18 protein-coding genes are annotated in these 23,395 nt (G+C 40.5%); 17 read left to right on the forward strand and 1 reads right to left on the reverse strand.

What is annotated here, in order from left to right; translation table 11 throughout:
* Positions 1–100: 100 nt before the first annotated feature.
* From H8S17_RS05225 to cls, 15 genes are all read left to right on the forward strand, one after another.
* Positions 101–5,323 carry a beta-L-arabinofuranosidase domain-containing protein gene (locus H8S17_RS05225; RefSeq protein WP_186866521.1) on the forward strand — a complete coding sequence of 1,741 codons (5,223 nt, stop codon included), beginning with the start codon at positions 101–103 and terminating at the stop codon, positions 5,321–5,323.
* Positions 5,324–5,475: 152 nt separating this feature from the next.
* Positions 5,476–5,943: a ribosome maturation factor RimP gene (rimP, locus tag H8S17_RS05230; protein WP_186866522.1), complete on the forward strand. Its 468-nt coding sequence runs from the start codon at positions 5,476–5,478 to the stop codon at positions 5,941–5,943.
* A gap of 32 nt (positions 5,944–5,975) precedes the next feature.
* A complete protein-coding gene (gene nusA, locus H8S17_RS05235; protein ID WP_186866523.1) occupies positions 5,976–7,130 on the forward strand; it encodes a transcription termination factor NusA in 1,155 nt (384 codons plus the stop codon).
* Positions 7,120–7,395: an RNase P modulator RnpM gene (gene rnpM, locus H8S17_RS05240; RefSeq protein ID WP_178052389.1), complete on the forward strand. Its 276-nt coding sequence runs from the start codon at positions 7,120–7,122 to the stop codon at positions 7,393–7,395. Before nusA ends, rnpM begins: the two co-directional genes overlap by 11 nt.
* Complete coding sequence (locus H8S17_RS05245) at positions 7,382–7,699, forward strand: L7Ae/L30e/S12e/Gadd45 family ribosomal protein (RefSeq protein WP_178052388.1); 318 nt, start codon at positions 7,382–7,384, stop codon at positions 7,697–7,699. Before rnpM ends, H8S17_RS05245 begins: the two co-directional genes overlap by 14 nt.
* 15 nt (positions 7,700–7,714) lie before the next feature.
* Complete coding sequence (gene infB, locus H8S17_RS05250) at positions 7,715–10,564, forward strand: translation initiation factor IF-2 (protein ID WP_186866524.1); 2,850 nt, start codon at positions 7,715–7,717, stop codon at positions 10,562–10,564.
* A 17-nt stretch (positions 10,565–10,581) separates the two neighbouring features.
* Positions 10,582–10,998 (forward strand): 30S ribosome-binding factor RbfA, encoded by a 417-nt coding sequence (gene rbfA / locus H8S17_RS05255; RefSeq protein WP_178050908.1) that lies wholly within the window; start codon positions 10,582–10,584, stop codon positions 10,996–10,998.
* 3 nt (positions 10,999–11,001) lie between these two features.
* Positions 11,002–11,949 (forward strand): DHH family phosphoesterase, encoded by a 948-nt coding sequence (locus tag H8S17_RS05260; RefSeq protein WP_186866525.1) that lies wholly within the window; start codon positions 11,002–11,004, stop codon positions 11,947–11,949.
* A gap of 15 nt (positions 11,950–11,964) precedes the next feature.
* Positions 11,965–12,870: a tRNA pseudouridine(55) synthase TruB gene (truB, locus tag H8S17_RS05265; RefSeq protein ID WP_186866526.1), complete on the forward strand. Its 906-nt coding sequence runs from the start codon at positions 11,965–11,967 to the stop codon at positions 12,868–12,870.
* 26 nt (positions 12,871–12,896) lie between these two features.
* Positions 12,897–13,832 carry a bifunctional riboflavin kinase/FAD synthetase gene (locus tag H8S17_RS05270; protein ID WP_186866527.1) on the forward strand — a complete coding sequence of 312 codons (936 nt, stop codon included), beginning with the start codon at positions 12,897–12,899 and terminating at the stop codon, positions 13,830–13,832.
* A 349-nt stretch (positions 13,833–14,181) separates the two neighbouring features.
* Positions 14,182–15,270 carry a C40 family peptidase gene (locus H8S17_RS05275; protein ID WP_186866528.1) on the forward strand — a complete coding sequence of 363 codons (1,089 nt, stop codon included), beginning with the start codon at positions 14,182–14,184 and terminating at the stop codon, positions 15,268–15,270.
* Positions 15,271–15,410: 140 nt separating this feature from the next.
* A complete protein-coding gene (gene rpsO, locus H8S17_RS05280) occupies positions 15,411–15,677 on the forward strand; it encodes a 30S ribosomal protein S15 (protein ID WP_178052190.1) in 267 nt (88 codons plus the stop codon).
* Positions 15,678–16,003: 326 nt separating this feature from the next.
* The gene (locus H8S17_RS05285) at positions 16,004–18,100 is read left to right on the forward strand and encodes a polyribonucleotide nucleotidyltransferase (protein ID WP_186866529.1); all 2,097 of its coding nucleotides are present in this window, start codon (positions 16,004–16,006) and stop codon (positions 18,098–18,100) included.
* A gap of 24 nt (positions 18,101–18,124) precedes the next feature.
* Positions 18,125–19,084 (forward strand): S8 family peptidase, encoded by a 960-nt coding sequence (locus tag H8S17_RS05290; RefSeq protein WP_243237980.1) that lies wholly within the window; start codon positions 18,125–18,127, stop codon positions 19,082–19,084.
* A gap of 22 nt (positions 19,085–19,106) precedes the next feature.
* Positions 19,107–20,651 carry a cardiolipin synthase gene (cls, locus tag H8S17_RS05295; RefSeq protein WP_207723371.1) on the forward strand — a complete coding sequence of 515 codons (1,545 nt, stop codon included), beginning with the start codon at positions 19,107–19,109 and terminating at the stop codon, positions 20,649–20,651.
* 65 nt (positions 20,652–20,716) lie between these two features.
* Here the strand turns inward: cls and H8S17_RS05300 are convergent, their stop codons facing one another.
* Positions 20,717–21,913: a D-alanyl-D-alanine carboxypeptidase family protein gene (locus H8S17_RS05300; protein WP_186866530.1), complete on the reverse strand. Its 1,197-nt coding sequence runs from the start codon at positions 21,911–21,913 to the stop codon at positions 20,717–20,719.
* Positions 21,914–22,061: 148 nt separating this feature from the next.
* On the opposite strand from H8S17_RS05300, the gene H8S17_RS05305 reads away from it, so the two are divergent.
* On the forward strand, positions 22,062–22,811 hold the full coding sequence (locus H8S17_RS05305) for a segregation and condensation protein A (protein WP_178051350.1): 750 nt from the start codon (positions 22,062–22,064) through the stop codon (positions 22,809–22,811).
* 12 nt (positions 22,812–22,823) lie between these two features.
* Positions 22,824–23,381 carry an SMC-Scp complex subunit ScpB gene (scpB, locus tag H8S17_RS05310; protein WP_178051351.1) on the forward strand — a complete coding sequence of 186 codons (558 nt, stop codon included), beginning with the start codon at positions 22,824–22,826 and terminating at the stop codon, positions 23,379–23,381.
* The last annotated feature ends 14 nt before the right edge of the window (positions 23,382–23,395 follow it).

The raw sequence follows: 23,395 nt of genomic DNA on the forward strand, positions 1-23,395 counted from the left end.
TTTATACTTATCAGTATAAAGTCAATGCTCCGCAAGGGCCTCCCTTTAAAATTGCTTATCCCACCTTTGCGGAGCAAAGAGGGAAAGGAGAATATGATTTATGGAAAAACGAAAGAGAAATAAAAGTTTTCAGAAAATGATAGCATATATGCTGTCATTTGTATTTATTTTTACGAGCCTGTTTCCGTATGGTGTAACAGCACAGGCAGAAACAGTTACAGAAGACGGATTGATCCTGTATTATGATTTCGTCTTACAGAACAGTTATTCTACAAAAATCCCTGACGCTTCCGGAAATGAGCATGCCGGAGAATTAAAACGTGTCGGCGGAGGAAGCGTAGAAGGAAATTATTCAATTATTGATACGAACATTTATGGTAAGAGTGTAAAGGCACTTTCACTTCCGGGTGGAAAAGATGGTTCCTATTTACAGCTCCCGGATGGGATTTTAAATGGTAATGAAGCAGTAACGATCAGTATGTGGGTAAAACTTACCACAGATACCGCATATCAGAGAATCTGGGATATCGGAAAGGGAAGCAGTGAGTATATGTATTTATTATCCGATGGTGGTAATGAAGGATTTAAGGGATATGCTTCCGGAATTACAAAGAGTGGATGGAGCAATGAAAAGGGTGTCCAGAAAGGAACTAATATTGACAAGAACCGCTGGGTACTGACAACGCTTGTTATGGACGGTTCTAAGATGTCCTTATATGAAAATGGCAAACAGATCGGTGAAACAACAGATACAAAAATCAGTGTCAATGATCTTGGAGCAACTACGAATAACCTGATCGGATATGGTCAGTTTGGTGATGATCCGACAAAAGGACAGTTTGCAGAAGTTAAGATCTATAACAAAGCATTGACAGCAGAAAAAATCGCTGCAATGTACAGTGTAAATGATGCAGGGATCGTAGCAGCAGATAAAGAGGAATTAAACCTTGGAGATACAACTGCTGTAACTGGAGACATTGAACTTCCGACAAAAGGTGCGAATGGATCAGATATCACATGGGTAAGTGGAAATAGTGCAGTCACGATTGAAAATGGTGTCGCAAAAGTTACCCGTCCGGAAGCCGGAAATGAAAATGTAACAGGTAAATTAACTGCAACGATCAAATATAACGATGCTACCGATACGAAAGAATTTGACGTTACCGTTATTCCTGCATATACAGATAAACAGAATGCAGAATATGATGCAGACTGGGTAGCAAAAGAAGTTGGAGATCTTTCTTCCGTAATGTCAGATCTGACACTTCCGGTAGAAGGTGCAAGAGGTTCTGCCATTACATGGAGCAGTGATAATGCAGCGATTACGGTAGATGGAAGTGTTGCAAAAGTTACCCGTCCGGCAATTGGATCTGAAAATGCAACCGGTGTTTTAACAGCTACTGTAAAATATGGTGAAGAACAGATTCAAAAGAAAGTTGATTTTACAGTTATTGCATTACGTGAGGCAGTAAGTGTAGATCATGTGGAAGATATCAATGTCACAACATTAAAAGGACACAGTCCATCTCTTCCAAACTATGCAAAAGTAACTTATACAGACAATTCTACAAATAAAGTAAAAACAGTCTGGCCAACAAAGATCGATGCTTCAAAATATGCAGCAGCAGGGACGTTTGATGTGGAAGGTTCTTTAGTTGGTGAAACAAAGAAGATCACAGCACATGTAACCGTTGTAGATGAAGAAGAAGCAGAGAAGAGTGTAGTATCTTCTAATTTTGCCCTTAAAGATATTACCTTAGATAAGGTTGGAGAGAATGGTTCTATCCTGACACAGAACCGTGACAGAGATATTGCTTATCTGAAATTGTTAGATAATAAGCGGATGCTTTATAATTTTTATAATACATTCGGACAGAAAGATAAGATTTCAGGTGTCAGCCCATTAGGTGGCTGGGATGAACCGACCGGACTTCTTCGCGGACATTCCACAGGACATTATATGTCAGCATTAGCACTTGCTTATGCATCAACAGGTGATGAGACATTAAAGACCAAATTAGATGAAATGGTTCATGAACTTCGGGAACTGCAGAAGCTTTCCAAAGGAAATGCAAAGGATTTCAAGACAAATGGTGTCAAGACAAGTACATGGAGTACAGACCCGACAACATGGGGCGAAGGTTTTATCAGTGCATACTCACCGGATCAGTTCGCATTATTAGAGCAGTATACACCATATGGAAGTCCTGATTCAGGTATCTGGGCACCATACTATACCTTACATAAACTGATCGCAGGTTTCTTAGATGCATATAATTATACGGGAAATACAGAAGCTTTAGAAGCAGCAAAAGGTATCGGCACATGGGTATGTAACCGTCTTGGTGCATGCAGTCAGGAACAGCTGACAAAGATGTGGGATATGTATATTGCCGGAGAGTTTGGTGGATTTAATGAATCTTTGGCACAGTTATATATCATTACCGGAGATCAGACATACTTAAACGGAGCAAAATTATTTGATAACACAACATTCTTTGACAAATTAAAAGTGAATGTAGACGATATTGCAACACGTCATGCAAACCAGCACATTCCGCAGATCATCGGTGCGATGGAAACTTATGAAGCAAGTGTAAAAGCCGGAACACCGGAAGTGAAATATTATGATATCGCAGAGAATTTCTGGCAGATGACAGTTTCAAGATATGCTTATTCCATTGGTGGTGTGGGAACAGGTGAAAAATTCACACAGCCATACCAGCAGGCAAATAGTATTTCAGGTACTACAAACTGTGAAACCTGTGCAGCTTACAATATGTTAAAGCTCACAAAGATGTTAAATAATTATGATCCTGATGATGCAGAATATATGGATTATTACGAGAGAACTTTATATAATCAGATCCTTGCATCCCAGACACCGAATGTAACTGCAAATACACACAATGGAACTACTTATATGCTTCCGATCGGACCGGGCTCCACAAGAAGCTATGGCGGTGATTATGATTCATTTACCTGCTGTCATGGTACAGGAATGGAAAACCATGTAAAATATCAGGAAGCAGCATATGTAAAAACAGATGATACATTATATGTAGGTTTATATCTGCCATCTACTTTAACATGGGAAGAAAAAGGCGTTACAGTAAAACAGGAAACAACATTCCCATCTGAAGATACAAAACTTACCGTATCTGGGATCGCAGGAAAAACAGCAGAGTCCTTTAACATGAAATTACGTGTACCATACTGGGCAACCAATGGATTTACCGTAAAAGTCAATGGAGAAGAGAAAGTAAAAGCTCCGGAGATCAGTACTTATGTAACATTAGAAGGCATTAAGGCAGGAGATACGATCGAGATCAATATGCCTTATACACTTCACCTTGACAAAACACCGGATAAACTTGGAAAATCAGAAGTCGGAAGTGTGATGTATGGACCATTTGTAATGGCAGCACAGATTAACAGCACAGACTGGAAAACACTTGTATTATCATCTAATCTGTCTGATTCCATCAAAGTGTCAAAAGATACTGCAACAGGATTCCCGACATTGTCAGCAAACGGATATAACTTTGCACCGATGTTTGACAAACAGTTTGCAACAGAAGCTTATGACGCATATTTCAAGATCTTAACAGCAGATGATGATGGAAGTAAATGGTTTGAAGCTAAGATCACAAATAAGACGCCAAAGAATGGTTCCTTTACGATCGATGCTGATATGGTTAAAGAAGGTAACAGTCTTGTGATCACAGCAGCACCAAATGATGGCTATATGGTAAAAACACTGACAGTGAACGGTAAAGCCGTACAGATCGGTGAAGACAATACTTATACAGTCACAAATGTAAGTGAAGATCTGACGATTGAGGGAAGTTTCCGTCTGATCAATCCACCGACACCAGATCCAAAACATTTGGAATTTACAGCAACAGTATCCTCAGATTATACTTCAAGCTGGGAGAACTTAGATGGTATTATGAAAGACTGGGAGCCAACGAAATCAGCAGCCGGAACAGGTAAAGGCTGGGGTAACTGGCCACAGACAGCAGGTTCAGAGCATTATGTACAGTATGAATGGGATACAGAAGTTACCATGAATACATTTAATATTTACTGGTATGATGATGGTGGTGATACTGCAATTCCAGGAAGCATCAAAGTGATGTATACAGATAAAGACGGAAGCTGGAAAGAAGCGGTAATGCTTTCTAAATATGAAGATGTGATCGCAATCAACCAGTATAATAAGATCGAACTTGAACCGATCACAACAAGTTCTGTAAAACTTGTTTTAACAGTCAAATCCGGAAAAGCCGCAAATGGTATCTTACGTTGGAAAGTAAGCAACGAAGATAAGACACCGGAAGTAGTTGATAAGACAGAATTATCAAACGATATCACAGCAGCAGAATCTAAAGTCGAGAGTGCATATACAGCAGAAAGCTGGAAAGCATTTGCAGAAGCACTTGCAAACGCAAAGAAAGTTGTAGCCGATGAAAAGGCAACAAAGGCGGATATTGATGCAGCAAAAGCAGCATTAGCAGAAGCGGTTAACGGACTGGTAGATATAACAGGATTAAATGCAGCTATCAAAGCAGCAGGAGCTAAAGTTGAGAGTGCATATACAGCAGAAAGCTGGAAAGCATTTGCAGAAGCACTTGCAAACGCAAAGAAAGTTGTAGCCGATGAAAAGGCAACAAAGGCGGATATTGATGCAGCAGAAGTAGCATTAGCAAAAGCAATCAATGGGCTGAAAGAAAAACCATCCACTGACAATGGAAAAGATGACAAGAATAATGACCAGAATAGCGGACAGAATAATAACCCGAGTGCCGGACAGAATAATGGTCAGGATAATAGCCAGAACAACAACCAGAATAATAACAGTAATGGAACAGATAACAGCACTACAGCAGCGATCAAAGTTGGTGATACAGTTACTGTAAAAGGTGTTGTTTATAAAGTAACAAATGCTGACAAGAAAGAAGCAGCAGCAGTAAAACCGAGCAAGAAATCTGCAAAGAGCATTACGATCAAGAATACAGTGAAGATCAATGGTGTATCCTGCAAGGTTGTATCTATTTCTTCCAAAGCATTTATGGGAATGAAGAAATTAACCAAAGTTACGATTCCAAAGAATGTAAAGACCATCGGTTCTAAAGCATTCTACAAAGACTCTAAATTAAAGAGTGTAAAGATCAGCGCTACATCACCGAAGTCAATCGGTAAGAATGCATTCAAGGGCATTGCTAAGAAAGCAAAGATCGATGTTCCAAACAAACAGCTTAAGAAATATAAGAGCATGTTAAAGAAAGCAAAAACAGCAAGCACAGTAAAAATCAAATAAAAGATCGTAAAATCCAATATTTTTCAAAAAAAACTTGCAATACCATTTGTAAAGTGCTATAGTATTAATGTTGAATAACGATGTATCATTTGAGAGTGGGCAGACGTCCACTCTCAAATTACGTTTAGACCCGTTGAAGGAAGGTGAAGAGAGTGGGAAGAAGAGAAATTTATGAAGAAAAGACGGAGAAGTTTATACTTCCGATCTTAGAGAAAAATCGGTTCGAACTCGTTGATGTGGAATATGTAAAAGAAGGAAGCACCTGGTATTTACGGGCATATATAGACAAAGAAGGCGGTATTACCGTTGACGACTGCGAATCAGTTGCAAGGGAAATGAATGAGATCTTAGACAGGGAAGATTATGTAGAAGATTCCTATGTGTTTGAAGTCAGTTCTCCGGGACTTGGAAGGCCGTTGAAAAAGGAAAAAGATTATATCCGTAATATGGGAAAAGAAATCGAGATCCGTACTTATCGTGCGATCAGGCATGCAAAAGAATTTACAGGAACCTTAAAAGCCTATGATGAAAAGACCGTTACGATCACAGATGAAAACGGAGAAGATGTAGTATTTGAAAAAGCAGATATTGCTCTGGTACGCCAGGCACTTGATTTTTAAAAACGTTAAACGAAAATTAGGAGGATGAAAAAATGAGTAGTAATGAGTTGTTAGATGCGTTGACGATTTTAGAGCAGGAAAAAAATATCCCAAAGGAAACTCTTTTAGATGCCATTGAAAACTCACTGATCACTGCATGTAAAAATCATTTCGGAAAATCCGAAAATATCAGAGTGCAGATCGACCCAAAGACTTGTGAATTTCATGTATATCAGGAGAAGACTGTCGTAGAACAGGTAGACGATCCGGTTACACAGATCAGCCTTGCTAATGCAAAAATGATCGATTCTAAGTATGATGTAGATGACATTGTCAATGTAGAAGTAAAGTCCAAAGAATTTGGCAGGATCGCTACACAGAATGCAAAGAATGTCATTTTACAGAAGATCAGGGAAGAAGAAAGAAAAGTGATCTATGATGAGTATTACAGTAAAGAAAAAGATGTTGTTACAGGTATTGTCCAGCGTTATGTTGGAAAAAATGTAAGTATCAACCTGGGAAAAGTAGATGCGATGCTGACAGAAAACGAACAGGTAAAGGGAGAAGTATTCCAGCCTACAGAACGTATCAAATTATACCTGTTAGAAGTAAGACCAACAAATAAAGGACCAAAGATCTTAGTTTCAAGAACCCATCCGGAATTGGTGAAACGTCTGTTTGAATCCGAAGTCACAGAAGTAAAAGACGGTATTGTAGAGATCAAGAGTATTGCAAGAGAAGCAGGCAGCAGAACAAAGATCGCTGTATGGTCAAATGATCCTGATGTAGATCCGGTCGGTGCATGTGTCGGTATGAACGGTGCAAGAGTCAATGCGATCGTAAGCGAACTCCGCGGCGAAAAGATCGACATCATCAACTGGAATGAAAATCCGGCGATGCTGATCGAGAATGCATTAAGTCCGGCAAAAGTTATTTCTGTCATTGCAGATGCAGAAGAAAAGACGGCAAAAGTAGTTGTTCCTGATTATCAGTTGTCATTAGCGATCGGAAAAGAAGGACAGAATGCCCGCTTAGCAGCAAGACTTACCGGTTTTAAGATCGATATCAAGAGTGAAACACAGGCAAGAGAAGCCGGTGATTTCATGGATTATGAGAACGATTATGATGATTATGATGAAGATGAATATTTAGAAGAAGATTATGAAGAACCGGTAGAAGCGGAAGAAGGAAACAGCGATGACGAATAAAAAAATTCCAATGAGGCAATGCGTTGGCTGTCGGGAAATGAAGCCAAAGCGTAAGCTCATTCGTGTGATCAGAACTTCAGAAGATGAAATTTTGATCGATGCGACCGGAAAGAAAAATGGCAGAGGAGCCTATATCTGTCCGAACAGAGAGTGCCTTGAGAAAGCTGTAAAAAATAAAGGCTTGGAACGTTCCTTAAAGATTTCTGTTCCACAGGAAATCTATGAAGATTTTGAAAGGGAGATGGGAAATCTTGAAACCAGATAAAGTATTATCTATGTTAGGGATCGCAGCAAAGGCACATGGAGTCGTAAGCGGTGAATATCAGACAGAACATGCGGTAAAATCCGGTGAAGCATATTTGGTGATCGTAGCAGAAGATGCTTCAGAAAATACCAGAAAAATGTTTTCAAATATGTGTGAGTTTTATCAGGTTGAGATTGCATTTTATGGAACAAGGGAGAGCCTTGGACATTGTATCGGTAAAGAATTTCGTGCATCATTGGCAATCGTTGATGAGGGACTTGCAAAATCAGTCAGAAAGAAACTTATACAGACAACAACTGAATAATGGAGGAGTAAGTATATGGCAAAAGTCAGAGTATATGAACTTGCAAAAGAATTGAATATTGATTCAAAAGAGATCATAACCTTTTTAGGTGGAAAGAATATAAGTGTAAAAACAATGAGCGGCTTAGAGGATTCTTATGTTGAGCTGGTCAAAAATAATTATGCAAAAAAGGAGACGAAAACAATTACGAAGTCAGAATCAGAGATGCATCACAACGAGGAAAAGCAGACGGAAAGACCGAAGAAAAAAGCCGGTATCACGGCAGTTTTTAATCCACAGTACAGCCAGCAGGGCATGAAACGTCCATCAAGGCCAAAACGTCAGGAGCGTCCGGCGGCTGAAAGATCTGCCGCAAAGCCGGCAGAAACAGTAAAACCGGCAGAGAAACCGGCTGTAAAAGCAGCAGAGGCAGCAAAACCGGCAGAGAAATCGGCTGTAAAAGCAGCAGAGGCAGCAAAACCGGCAGAGAAACCGGCTGTAAAAGCCACAGAAACAGCAAAACCGGTAGAAAAAACCTTTGAGAAACCAGCAGGAAAGCCGGCAGCACAGGTAAAAAAAGTACAGCCGGCAGAAGAAAGACCAGCTGCAAAACAGCAGAATGACCGTCCACAGTCTGAGCGTAATAACAACAACCGTTTTCAGAATGGAAACCGTCCGCAGGGAGAACGGAATAATAACAGATATTCCAACGACCGCCAGCAGGGAAGACGTAACGACAACCGCCCACAGAACGGCAATAACCGTCCGCAGGGAGAACGGGGAGGTAGAAACTTTGATAAAAACGGCCAGAAAAATTATCAGAATAACCGCTCTAATTCCAATTATAATCAAGGTGATAGAAATAACCGTGGATTCAATTCAAATCGCCCGAAGGAATTTAAAGGAAGATTAGATCAGGAGATCAATAAGTTCAACAAGGAAGCAGCAGCTTCTACAGATGAATTACGCGGAAAAGAAACAAGAGAACGTGCAGAGAACCGTAAGAATAACAATAACCGTAAACAGGATCATGATAAATTAGGCAGGAAACAGGAACGTTATATCAATCTTGAGAAACATGGCGGCAAGAAGAAACCTCAGCAGCAGCCAAAACAGGAAAAAGAAGAAGATGTAATTAAGACGATCGTATTGCCTGAAAAATTAACGATCAAAGAACTTGCTGACAAGATGAAAGTACAGGCAGCCGTTATCGTAAAGAAATTATTTATGAAAGGAACCATGGTAACGGTCAATCAGGAAGTAGATTATGATACAGCAGAGGAGATCGCATTAGAATTTAACTGTATCGCAGAGCCGGAAGAAAAGATCGATGTGATCGCAGAACTGTTAAAAGAGGAAGAAGAAGACGAAGGCACATTAGTAGCCCGTCCACCGGTAGTCTGTGTTATGGGTCATGTTGACCATGGTAAAACTTCCCTGTTAGATGCTATCCGTTCCACAAAGGTAACAGACCGCGAAGCAGGTGGAATCACACAGCATATCGGTGCATCGGTAGTATCGATCAACGGACAGAAGATCACATTCCTTGATACACCGGGACATGAAGCATTTACAGCAATGCGTATGCGTGGAGCCAATGCAACAGATATTGCGATCTTAGTTGTAGCAGCTGACGATGGTGTTATGCCACAGACGGTAGAAGCGATCAACCATGCCAAAGCAGCAGGTATTGAGATCATTGTTGCAGTCAATAAGATCGATAAGCCGAGTGCAAATATCGAACGTGTAAAACAGGAACTTTCCGAATATGAACTGATTCCGGAAGACTGGGGTGGAAGCACCATTTTCTGTCCGGTATCTGCACATACACATGAAGGTATCGATAATTTATTAGAGATGATCTTATTAACCGCAGAAGTATGCGAGTTAAAAGCAAATCCAAACCGTAATGCAAGAGGTCTTGTCATTGAGGCACAGCTTGATAAGGGACGTGGGGCAGTAGCAACGATCCTTGTTCAGAAAGGTACGTTAAAAGTCGGGGAACCGGTTGCATGTGGAAGCTGTTATGGTAAAGTACGTGCGATGATCGATGATAACGGCAGGAGAGTCAAAGAAGCAGGTCCATCTACACCGGTTGAGATCCTTGGTTTGAATGGTGTGCCGAATGCAGGAGAAGTATTTGTTGCTATGGACAGCGAAAAAGAAGCAAGAAGTTTTGCAGATACTTTTGTATCACAGGGCAAAGAAAGACTGCTGGAAGAAACAAAAGCAAAGATGTCCTTAGACGATCTGTTCAGCCAGATCCAATCCGGTAATGTCAAAGAACTTGACCTGATCGTCAAAGCCGATGTACAGGGATCTGTAGAAGCTGTAAAACAGAGTCTTGAAAAATTATCCAACGAAGAAGTCATTGTAAAAACGATCCATGGCGGTGTTGGTGCAATCAACGAATCAGATGTTATCTTAGCATCTGCATCTAATGCGATCATCATCGGATTTAACGTTCGTCCGGATGCTACAGCAAAAGCAACTGCAGAGCGTGAAGGTGTAGATGTAAGACTGTATAAGGTCATCTACAATGCGATCGAAGATGTAGAAGCAGCTATGAAGGGTATGTTAGATCCTGTATATGAAGAAAAAGTATTAGGTCATGCGGAAGTGCGTCAGGTATTTAAAGCATCCGGCGTTGGAAATATCGCAGGTTCCTATGTTTTAGACGGTATCTTTGAACGTGGCTGTAAAGTACGTGTGACAAGAGAAGGTACACAGATCTTTGAAGGAGATCTTGCATCCTTAAAACGTTTTAAAGATGATGTGAAAGAAGTAAAATCAGGATATGAATGTGGTCTTGTTTTAGATGGATTTAATGATATTCAGGAATTAGACCAGATCGAAGCATATAAAATGGTAGAAGTTCCAAGATAAGAACGGAGCGAATAAAAATGAGAAAAAACAGTATTAAAAATACCCGTATCAACGGGGAAGTTATGCGTGAACTGAGTAATATTATCCGCGGTGAGATCAAAGATCCGCGGATACATCCGCTCACAAGTGTTGTTGCAGTAGAAGTAGCACCTGATCTAAAGACTTGTAAGGCATATATCAGTGTGTTAGGAGATGAAACGGCACAGGCAGATACGATAAGAGGGTTAAAAAGTGCAGAAGGTTATATCCGCAGACAGCTTGCAAAAAATATCAACCTGCGGAATACACCGGAAGTACATTTTATCTTAGACCAGTCAATCGAATATGGTGTTAATATGTCAAAGATCATCGATGATGTCAGCAGAGAAGATGCAAAACATCATGTAGAGGATGTTACGGCAGAGGAAACAGCAGATACAGAAGACGAGGAATAGAACATGAAAGATTTTGCAACCTATCTTGAAGGTGTACAGACAGTTGCGATCGCAGGACATGTCAGACCGGACGGAGATTGTGTCGGTTCCTGTCTGGCAACCTATAATTATATCAAGGATAATTATCCGAAGATAGAGGTGGCACTTTATTTACAGCCGATCCCGAATATATTCAAATTTTTATCGCGGGCAGATGAGATCATGCATTCCTGTGAAGAAGATAAGACTTATGATCTTTTTATTGCACAGGACTGTGGAGATCTGAAACGTTTAGGCGATGCCGCAAAATATTTCGAAACTGCAAAAAAGACGATCTGCGTTGACCATCATGTCAGCAATGATAATTTTGCAGATGAAAATTATATTTTTCCATATGCAAGTTCTGCATCAGAGCTTGTTTTTGGACTGATCGGTGAGAAGTCCATCACAAAGAAGATCGCAGAATGTATTTATGTAGGCATGGTGCATGATACAGGAGTATTCCAGTATTCCTGCACATCTGCAAAAACAATGGAAATAGCCGGAAAACTGATGGAAATGGGCATCGACTTTTCTAAGATCGTAGATGAAACGTTCTATACCAAGACATTTGAACAGAACCGGATCTTAGGAAAGGCATTATTAAACAGCAGGCTCTTATTAGACGGAAAAATGATCGCAAGTGTCATTACGATGGAGGAAATGAAACAGTATCATGTACTGCCTAAGCATTTAGATGGTATTGTGAATCAGCTTCGTGTGACAAAAGGTGTAGAAGCAGCAGTCTTTTTGTATGAAAATGAAGATGGCAGCTATAAAGTCAGTACACGTTCGAACGGGCTTGTCAACGTGGCAGAATTAGCAGTCAAATTCGGCGGAGGTGGTCACGAACGGGCAGCAGGATTTTCCATGGAAGGCACACCGGAGGATCTGATCAACAAGGTTGCTTTTGAAATCGAAAAACAGCTATAGAAGCAGGGACAGAACATGGATGGAATTATAAATGTATATAAAGAGGCAGGATTTACTTCCTTTGATGTTGTTGCAAAGCTTCGAGGGATCTTAAAACAGAAGAAGATCGGTCACACAGGAACACTCGATCCTGATGCAGAAGGCGTACTTCCGGTATGTCTTGGCAAAGCAACAAAGATCTGCGAATATCTGACCGAAAAGGATAAGACCTACCAGACAGTGCTGCACTTAGGAATTACGACAGATACACAGGATCGTTCAGGAAATGTGCTAAAAGAACAGAATGTGGAAATATCAGCGGAAGAACTTCTTACCATTATTCAGGGATTTGCCGGAAAACAGCAGCAGATACCACCGATGTATTCTGCATTGAAAGTCAATGGGCAGAAACTTTGCGATCTTGCAAGAAAAGGTATTGAAGTGGAACGTAAGGCGAGAGAGATCGAGATTTTTTCCATTGATGTGCAAAAAATCGATCTGCCATTTGTCACAATGGAAGTACACTGTTCAAAAGGGACGTATATCCGTACCTTGTGCCATGATATCGGAGAGCGTGCGGGCTGTGGCGGCTGCATGGAAAAACTGCTTCGTACAAAGACCGCCGGATTTTCATTAGAAAATTCATACCGTCTTACAGAGATTGAACAGGTCGTAAAAGGAATGGATGAGAAAGGACAGAGTATCGGGGATATCCTCATACCGATCGATGCAGTACTGCATGATTATCCAAAAGTGACTGCGGTCAAAGGGACAGAAAAATTATTATACAATGGCAATAAGATCCCGGCAGAAAAGGTTTGCGGCATTGATACGAAATCAGGCGGTAATTACCGTTTATATGATGCAGAGGATCATTTTATCGGAATATTTTCATATCAGATGAAAGATCAGGTATTCAAACCGGAAAAAATGTTTTTATAGCCAGTGAGGAATTAGGATGAATAGTTATGGAATATAGGAAAGATATCACAGATTTTTGTATATCAGAAGAAACCGTTATCTCTTTAGGAAAATTTGACGGTATCCACAGAGGGCATGAACGTTTGATGGAATATCTTGCAAAGGAAAAGAAAAAAGGGTTAAAGGCGGTGATCTTTACCTTTGATATTCCACCAAAGAAAAAAGTAAAACAGCAGGAGATTGAAAAGGTCTTAACGACGAATGAAGAAAAAATGCATCTGTTTGAACAGCATGGCATTGACTATCTGATTGAGTGCCCATTTACCGAGGAAATCATGCATATGGAACCGGAAGATTTTGTAGACTGGATCGTAACAAAGCTGCATGTTAAAAGTTTAGTTGTGGGTACAGATTTTCATTTTGGATATCAGAGAAGGGGCGATCATAAACTTTTGCAGAAACTTGCTTTATCTTACGGATATCAGGTGGAAGTTGTCGAAAAAGTACAGGAAGACGGATGTGATATCAGCAGTACAAGGATCAGGGATACGATCACAAAAGGACAGATCAGAAAAGCGAATAGCCTGTTAGGATATCATTATTTTGTACAGGGAATCGTGGTACATGGCAATGAGATCGGGCGTACATTAAATGCACCGACCGCAAATCTGCTGCCACCGGCAGAAAAGATACTGCCCCCATTTGGTGTTTATCTGACGAGGACAATCATAGATGGCAGGACATATGGCGGAATTACCAATGTCGGCTGCAAACCGACGATCGGTGGAGAAAATCCCATCGGGATCGAAACAAATCTGTTTGATTTTGATGAACAGATCTATGGGAAAGAGATCAAAGTTGAATTTTTAGCACCGGTCAGACCGGAAATGAAATTTTCTTCTTTAGAGGAATTAAAAGAACGTATGCAGGCAGATATTGCTTATGGGAAGCAGGTTTATGTAAAGACTTATAAAAGCTTATAAAAGTGAGTTACTATTTACAGCTGCTTCTTATCATTCGCAATCCCGCACTTCGTGCTTTAAAGCTTGCTTTACAAGCAGTATTTAGTTACTGTTCAGACGCAAGCTTGACACTGCGTTGTCAAGCTATGCGCCATAGTGTTGATTATTGTGTGATTACAGCCCCTGCCTCGTAGAGGCATTTTAAATGGGCTGTAATCGTTGCTGGTCACACTGCTAGGTGTGAACAGTAACAGTATTTAAAATTGTTACACAATTGTTACAAAAATATGTTGACATTGTAAATGTGTCTTGCTATACTTCTAACAGTGAGCAATTTACTGTATGGAGAAGGAAATCTTAGGAGGAATTTATGAAATTTAGAAAAATGATCAGTTTCATAGCAGCAGGAACCATGTTAATGACAATGCCGATGGTGACAGATGCAGCGACAGCAGGAGTCAGTGCTGGCGTATCTAAGAAAATTACAGCAAATATGAACAGTGATACGACTGTGAGTGCAGGTGTTTCATCTGCTTTAGCAACATGTATAGACATATCTACAGCAAAAGCGACAGTGTCAGCTGCCGAAGATACAACAACAGCTTCCGGACAGCAGGAAACTGTATGCGGTTATACCAATCTTGGTGTCGCAAAAGTAGAAGGAAACTTAAATGTAAGAGAAGGAGCCGGTGAGGACGCAGAACTTGTTGGAAAGATGCCCGGAGATGCCGGTTGTGAAATATTAGGAACCGAAGGTGAATGGACACAGATCCAGTCCGGGGAAGTAACCGGATATGTCAAGAGTGAATTTTTGATCACAGGTGAAGAGGCAAAGGCATATGCAAAAGAAGTCATGTCTACGATCGCAACCTGTACAACAGAAACCCTTCGTGTAAGAGAAGAGCCGAGTACGGAAAGTGAGATTTTAGCACTTATGCCGGAAGGTGAAGAAGTAGAAGTATTAGAAGATCAGGGTGACTGGTTCAAAGTATTAGTCGATAGTGAAGAAGGATATGTCAGTGCAGATTATGTATCTACATCTGAGCAGCTTACAAAAGCAATGACAATGACAGAAGTAAAATATGGTCAGGGCGTATCCGATGTCAAAGTAGATTTAGTATCTTATGCATGTCAGTTTGTCGGCAACCCATATGTATGGGGCGGCACAAGCCTGACACATGGAGCAGACTGTTCAGGATTTACCTTATCGATCTTTGCAAAATATGGTATCTATCTGCCACATTCATCCGCTGCACAGGCAAATTGCGGAACCAGGATCAGTGCAGGCGATGCACAGCCGGGAGATCTGTTCTTCTATGGAAGCGGAAGCCGGATCAGCCATGTAGCAATCTATATCGGTAACGGACAGATCGTACATGCAAGTTCAGCAAGAACAGGTATCAAGATCTCAAACGCATACTACCGTTCACCAATCTGTGTCGTACGGTTGTTAAAATAAATTATATGTTTACAAAGCAAAAAACATATGATATACTACTTTAGTATGAGTTGAACCCATATTCGGTAAGAGGACACTCCGACCTTTTTCTGAGTATCATACGTTAGCTGGGTGATTAAATTATTATAGGAGGATTTATCATGATCGCAAAAGAAAAGAAACAGGCAATCATTGCTGAGTACGGAAGAACACCGGGAGATACAGGATCACCGGAAGTTCAGATCGCAATCTTAACAGCAAGAATTCAGGAGTTAACAGAGCACTTAAAAGCAAATCCAAAGGATCATCATTCAAGAAGAGGTCTTCTTAAGATGGTAGGACAAAGACGTGGACTGTTAGCATACTTAAAGAAAATTGATATTGAAAGATATCGTTCTTTAATTGAGCGTTTAGGAATCAGAAAGTAATGATGGCATATAAATAGAGCGGAGTTTATTTCCGCTCTATTTTTGCACGCTTTTGCAGAGGTAGAGTGTCACTAGAAGTGACGCTAAAGCGGCGCAGAATATCGCTATGCGATATTCTATTTTCTTGTTTTATAAAGGCAGGGGATATCTGCCGAGACCACTGATATATGTATTGATTGATGTATAGCTTATCTGGCAGAATTACCGGAATTATCACTGATCTACAATACACATATCAGTAGTTTCGGAATCTTCTGCCGGATAACAGATAAGAAGAACTGTTATCTTAGAAACTATGAGTCAGACAATAAATAAGGAGAATGAATATGTACAAAAGTTTTTCAATGGAACTTGCCGGAAGAACACTTACAGTAGATGTAAACAGAGTCGGCAAGCAGGCAAATGGATGTGCTTTTATGCACTATGGAGAAACAACCGTATTATCTACGGCAACTGCTTCTGACAAACCAAGGGACGGAATTGATTTCTTCCCATTAAGTGTAGAATATGAAGAAAAATTATATTCTGTAGGAAAGATACCGGGAGGCTTTAATAAGAGAGAAGGAAAAGCATCAGAAAATGCAATTTTAACATCACGAGTAATTGATCGTCCGATGCGTCCGCTTTTCCCAAAAGATTACAGAAATGATGTCACATTAAACAATATGGTAATGAGTGTAGATCCAGCCTGCAGACCAGAGTTAGTCGCAATGTTAGGTGCTGCGATCTCTACATGCATTTCCGATATTCCATTTGATGGTCCTTGTGCCATGACACAGGTAGGAATGGTAGATGGAGAATTTATCATCAACCCTTCACAGGAACAGTGGGACAACGGAGATCTGATGCTGACAGTTGCTTCTACTGCACAGAAAGTCATTATGATCGAAGCCGGAGCAAATGAGATTCCAGAAGATAAGATGATCGAAGCAATCTATAAAGCACATGATATCAACCAGACGATCATCGCGTTTATCAATAAGATCGTAGCAGAAGTAGGAAAGCCAAAGCATGAATATACAAGCTGTGCGATCCCTGCTGAAATGTTTGAAGAAATGAAGAAGATTGTAACACCGGAAGAAATGGAAGTTGCAGTTTTCACAGATATGAAACAGGTCAGAGAAGAAAACATCCGCAATATCACAGAAAAATTTGCAGAGGCATTTGCAGAAAACGAAGAATGGTTAGCAGTATTAGATGAAGCTGTTTACCAGTACCAGAAAAAGACAGTCCGTAAGATGATCTTAAAAGACCATAAACGTCCGGACGGACGTGCGATCGATCAGATCCGTCCATTATCAGCAGAAGTTGATCTGATCCCTAGAGTACATGGTTCTGCGATGTTTACCAGAGGACAGACACAGATCTGTGATGTTGTTACATTAGCTCCATTATCAGAAATCCAGAAAGTAGATGGCTTAGATGAGAATGTAACTTCCAAACGTTATATGCATCATTACAATTTCCCATCTTACTCTGTAGGAGAAACAAAACCATCGAGAGGACCGGGACGTAGAGAGATCGGTCATGGTGCATTAGCAGAGCGTGCACTCATACCGGTACTTCCTTCAGAAGAGGAATTCCCATATACGATCCGTGCCGTATCGGAAACTTTTGAATCAAACGGTTCTACTTCCATGGCATCTACATGTGCATCCTGTATGTCTTTAATGGCTGCCGGAGTACCGATCAAAGCTATGGTAGCTGGTATTTCCTGTGGACTTGTAACAGGAGAAACAGACGATGATTACCTTGTACTTACAGATATTCAGGGATTAGAAGATTTCTTCGGAGATATGGACTTTAAAGTAACCGGAACGAAGAAAGGTATTACAGCGATCCAGATGGATATTAAGATCCATGGACTGACAAGACCGATCGTCGAAGAAGCGATTGCAAGAACAAGACAGGCCAGACTTTATATTATGGACGAGTGTATGTCAAAAGCAATCGCAGAGCCGAGAAAAGAAGTCAGCGAATATGCTCCTAAGATCATCCAGATCCAGATCGATCCGGCAAAGATCGGTGATGTTGTAGGCCAGAGAGGTAAGACGATCAACGAGATCATTGAGCGTACCGGTGTCAAGATCGATATTACAGATGAAGGATCTGTATCTGTATGCGGAACTGATAAAAAAGCAATGGATGAAGCAGTTGACATGATTAAGATCATCACAACTGATTTTGAAGCTGGACAGATCTTTACAGGAAAAGTCATCAGCATCAAAGAATTTGGAGCATTTATCGAGTTTGCTCCATCAAAAGAAGGTATGGTTCACATTTCTAAGATCTCAAAGGAAAGAATCAACCGTGTAGAAGATGTTTTAACACTTGGCGATACCGTTACTGTTGTATGCCTTGGAAAAGATAAGATGGGACGTATCAGTTTCTCTATGAAAGATGTTCCTGCAAAAGCAGAATAATCAGATAAAAAAACAGACGGCAGTATGCGTAAAAACGTGTACTGCCGTTTTGGAACTCCTGAAGTTTATGCGCATAAACTAAAAGAAAAGGCATTTTATGCAATGGATCAGGTTCGGAAAAAGTTAAAAGCAGATTATGCACATAGAAAAAGGATCACCGGACGGGGAGTTACCGTTGCGGTCATGGATACCGGGATAGCAGTACATCCTGATTTTGATAACCGGATATTAAAATTTACCGACTTTACACAGGGAAGAACCCGGATATATGATGATAATGGACATGGGACGCATGTTGCAGGGATTATTGCAGGAAGTGGAAAGATGAGCCGTGGTATTTATATGGGCATGGCACCGGAAAGCAATCTTTTTGTAATAAAAGTATTAGACCGGAAGGGAAATGGGAATACTTATCAGGTATTAAAAGCCATTGATCATGTGATCGAAAATAAAGAAAAATACAATATCCGTATTCTAAATATCTCCGTAGGAATGCTGCCAACTGCGGATGAAGAAGAGAAAAAGAATCTGATGCAGGCAGTAGAAAGAGCATGGAAATCCGGCATCGTCGTCGTTGCAGCAGCAGGCAATAACGGTCCGATGAAAAACAGTGTCACGATTCCGGGACAGTGCAGAAGTATTATAACTGTTGGAAGTATTGATGATTATATGGGACAGAAAAAAGGATTGAAAAAAGGCTATAGCGGCAGAGGCCCGACAGAATGTTGTGTGGTTAAGCCGGAGATCTTAGCTCCTGGGACATCGGTAAAGAGCTGTTCGCTTCGTGGAAATGCCTATGAGATCAAAAGCGGTACTTCGATGTCTGCACCTGTGATCTCGGGAGCATTGGCATTATTATTACAGAAATATCCGGCTATGACACCTGCGGAAGTAAAGCTGCGTCTATATGAAAGAGCGGTCAAATTAGAAGAAGCAGGTGGACGGAATTATTGGGGAGTTGTCTATTTAAACAGGTTATTATAGAGGTAGTTACAGGGAGAGAAAGATGAAACAGATCAAAAAAATTACAAGTATTCTATTAAGTCGTCTTTTTATGGCAGCGGTTGCGATTTTTGTACAGTTTGGATGGATTTTTCTGACATTATATCATTTTAGCCTGAATTATACATTCGTAGATATCTGTATCCGTATTTTAGCCGTGATCGTTGCACTGAAAGTTATAAATAACTGGTCAAATCCATATTATAAGCTGGCATGGACATTTATCATCCTTTTATTCCCACTGTTTGGGATATGCCTGTATTTAGTATTTGGAAGGTCCGAACTGACAAAAAGGACACAGGAACGTATGGATCTTATGCATCTGGAGATTACGGAATGTTTAAAGGAAGATCCGCTTGCCATACGGGAATTAAAAGCAGCCGATAAAGAAGCAGCCATGCAGTCAAAATATATCCACGATCTGGCACAGGCTCCGCTTTACCGGAATTCCAAAACAAAATATTATGCCTGTGGTGAGGATATGTTTCAAGACATGTTAGGGGCGATGGAGCGGGCGAAAGACTTTATTTTCCTTGAATATTTTATCATTGCAGAAGGAAATATGTTAGAAAAAGTATTAGCTGTCTTAGAACGCAAAGTAAGAGAAGGCGTAAAAGTGCGTCTGATCTATGATGATGTCGGTTCGATCAAGACGATACCGCCACATTTTAAGAAGCGGCTGTCTGATATGGGGATTTCCTGTGCTGTATTCAATCCATTCCGCCCGATCTTGTCTATCATATTAAATAACAGGGATCACCGTAAGATTCTAGTCGTGGATGGACAGGTCGGATTCACCGGTGGGATCAATATTGCCGATGAATATATCAATGAAAAAGTGCGTTTTGGATATTGGAAAGATACCGGTATTGAGATCAAAGGAGAAGCTGTCTGGAGTCTTACGACAATGTTTTTAGAGATGTGGAACTACATTAACCAGACCAAAGAAGATTACTATCAGTATCTTCCGGATATTTATAATAAAAAGATTAATCCAAAAGACGGTTATGTACAGCCATATGGAGATACGCCGTTAGACCATGAAAACGTGGGTGAAAATGTCTATCTGAATATGATCAATCGTGCCAAAAAGTACGTTTATATCTATACTCCGTACCTGATCGTAGATAATGAGATGACCGTTGCACTTGAAAATGCTGCAAAATGTGGCGTAGATGTCAGGATCGTGACACCGGGGATACCGGATAAAAAACTGATCTTTCTGCTGACACAGTCCTATTATGAACAACTGATCTTAAATGGTGTAAAAATCTATCAGTACACGCCCGGATTTTTACATGGAAAGTGTTTTGTCTGTGACGATAAGATCGCAACTGTGGGGACGATCAATTTAGATTACAGAAGTCTGTATCTGCATTTTGAATGTGGTGTATTTATGTACCGTTCGCAGGCAGTCATGGAATTAAAACAGGATGTATTAGATACGATCGCAGGTTCTAAGCAGATCACGCTGGACTTTTGCAGGAACAGAAATATTTTTAGCAAACTGCTGCAGAGTATTTTGCGGTTATTTGCACCGCTTTTATAAACAATGTATGCCCGAAAGTTTTTCGTTTTTCGGGCATACATTGCTCAAAAGTAACGGTTCTATACTTAAGAAAAATAAAAACGGAGAACCTTTTGCATATAATCAGCAAATACCGCCTGAATCATATCTTTTTTTGCAATGATATCCGTCGAACCAAGTTCTTTTTCTCCAATCCGGTAAACCGCTTCTCCGATCTTATCCCCTTTTTTGACAGGAGCAGTTACAGAATCCGGGAGAGAAAGGACTTTTTCTATCGAACTAAAATCCATGTCATCACAGGAAAGATACTGAAATTCATTGTGATATTCGATCGGAAGGGTGTCCGTTGTTCCCTTTTTTACCGGAATATCCGGCAGGGATTCCTGATTTTTGTCAGTATAGATACGGCATTTGGAAAAACCGTAATTTAACAGGGAGGCAGCATCCGAAAAACGGTCTTTCGGTGTAGGTGCACCCATGATCACAGCGATCAGTTCCATGCCGTCTTTTTTTGCGGTAGCAGAAAGACAGAATTTTGCAAGGCTGGTAGAGCCGGTTTTTAAGCCGGTCGCATATTCATACTGGCGGATCAGTTTATTTGTATTTGTAAGACCAAATTCAGAAGAACCTTTTGCCGTTACGTGGGTGATCGTATCCATCCAGATCGTGCAGTAATCATGGATCTGCGGATGATGGATCGTTAATTCCCTTGACATCAGTGCAATGTCGTGGGCACTTGTTAAGTGATTATCGGTATCAAGACCGCAGCAGTTGATAAATGTGGTATCTTTCATGCCAAGTGCGGCAGCTTTTTTGTTCATTTGTGCCACAAAGGCTTCTTCACTGCCACTGATAAATTCAGCCATGGCAACAGAAGCATCATTTGCACTTGCAATGCTGATGCATTTGATCATTGTTTCTACATCCTGCCTTTCTCCGGTTTCTAAAAATACCTGAGAACCGCCCATACTAGCAGCATGTTCAGAAACAGTGACCGTATCGGTTAATGTGATATTTCCTTTTTCAAGTGCTTCAAAGATCAGAAGAAGCGTCATGATCTTTGTGACACTTGCAGGCGGGCGGCGTGTGTGGGAATCTTTTTCATAGATGATCGTTCCGGTAGATGCCTCCATCAAAACAGCACTAGGAGCCGTGATCGTCACTTCAGCAGAAGAAGATTCTGTGGCGGGAACTTCTTTTGTGTTAGAAATGAGCGAAGGCAGGGGCAGGATAGAACAGATCAGAAGGTGCAGGCAAAGGAATACAGATAAAATCGGTTGCATATAAAACCTCCGGAAGTCATAACAAATCTCTATTATAATGTAGGCTGTTTTGTAAAAATTATGACCACAACTTGAAATTTTCCTCAAAATAACTTAGAATGAAATCTATATGCAAAATGTATAAAAACTTATAAAGAACGGATCATATATGGAATTAACAGTGAAATTAGAAGCATTTGAGGGACCGTTAGATCTGCTCCTTCATCTGTTAGAAAAGAATAAAGTCAATATTTATGATATCCCGATCGTAGAGATCACAAACCAATACTTAGAATATATCAGGGAAATGCAGCGGCAGGATTTAAATATCATGAGTGAATTTTTAGTCATGGCAGCAACCCTGATCGCTATCAAGTCCAAAATGCTTCTGCCAAAAGAAGTGACAGAGGAAGAAGAGGAGGAAGATCCAAGGGCAGAACTTGTGCAGCAGTTATTAGAATATAAGATGTATAAGTGTATGTCTTACGAATTAAAAGACCGTCAGACCGATGCTGGGAAAGTGCTCTTTAAACAGCCAACCGTTCCAAAAGAAGTTTTAGCATACGAAGCACCGGTAGATTTAGAAGAACTGATGGCAGATCTGACCTTGAATAAGCTGAATGATATTTTTCAGTCCGTCATGCGCAGACAGGAAAATAAAATAGACAGAGTCCGTGCAGGATTTGGCAAAATAGAAAAAGAAGAAGTGTCCCTTCCTGATAAAATGGCATATTTAGAGCAGTATGCCATTGCACACAGACATTTTTCTTTTCGGAATCTGTTAGAATCCCAGAGCAGTAAAATGGAAGTCATTGTCAGCTTTCTTGCTATATTAGAATTGATGAAAACAGGAAAGATTTCCATCAGGCAGGAGAATCTGTTTGACGATATTGAGATCGAATCGAAGATATGTGCATGATGAGGTATGAAAATGGAAGATAAGAAATATAAAACGATCATAGAATCAATTCTTTTTACCATGGGTAATTCCGTAGAACTTGATAAGATCGCAGCAGCAATCGAATTAGACAGAGCAGAAACAAAGCGTCTGATCTTAGAACTTTCAAAAGAGTATGAAGAAAATGACAGAGGGATGCGGATCATCGAATTAGATGAATCCTATCAGATGTGCACAAGCCAGAATACTTATGAATATCTGATCCGTATTGCAAAACAGCCCAAAAAATACGTGTTGACCGATGTTCTTTTAGAAACGCTTTCGATCATTGCCTATAAACAGCCGGTAACAAAAGCTGAGATCGAAAAGATCCGCGGTGTTTCCTGTGACCACGCTGTCAGCAAATTAGTCGAATACAATTTAGTCAGTGAATTAGGAAGATTAGATGCACCGGGACGGCCGATGCTGTTTGGAACAACAGAAGAATTTCTACGCAGTTTCGGTATCCATTCCTTAGAAGAACTGCCGGAAATGAGTTCTGTACAGTTAGAAGAATTTAAGCAGGAGGCAGAAGCAGAGGTGCAGATTTAAGGGATATTTTTGTT

The organism is Roseburia zhanii (assembly GCF_014287635.1).
GTDB classification, from domain to species: domain Bacteria; phylum Bacillota; class Clostridia; order Lachnospirales; family Lachnospiraceae; genus Roseburia_B; species Roseburia_B zhanii.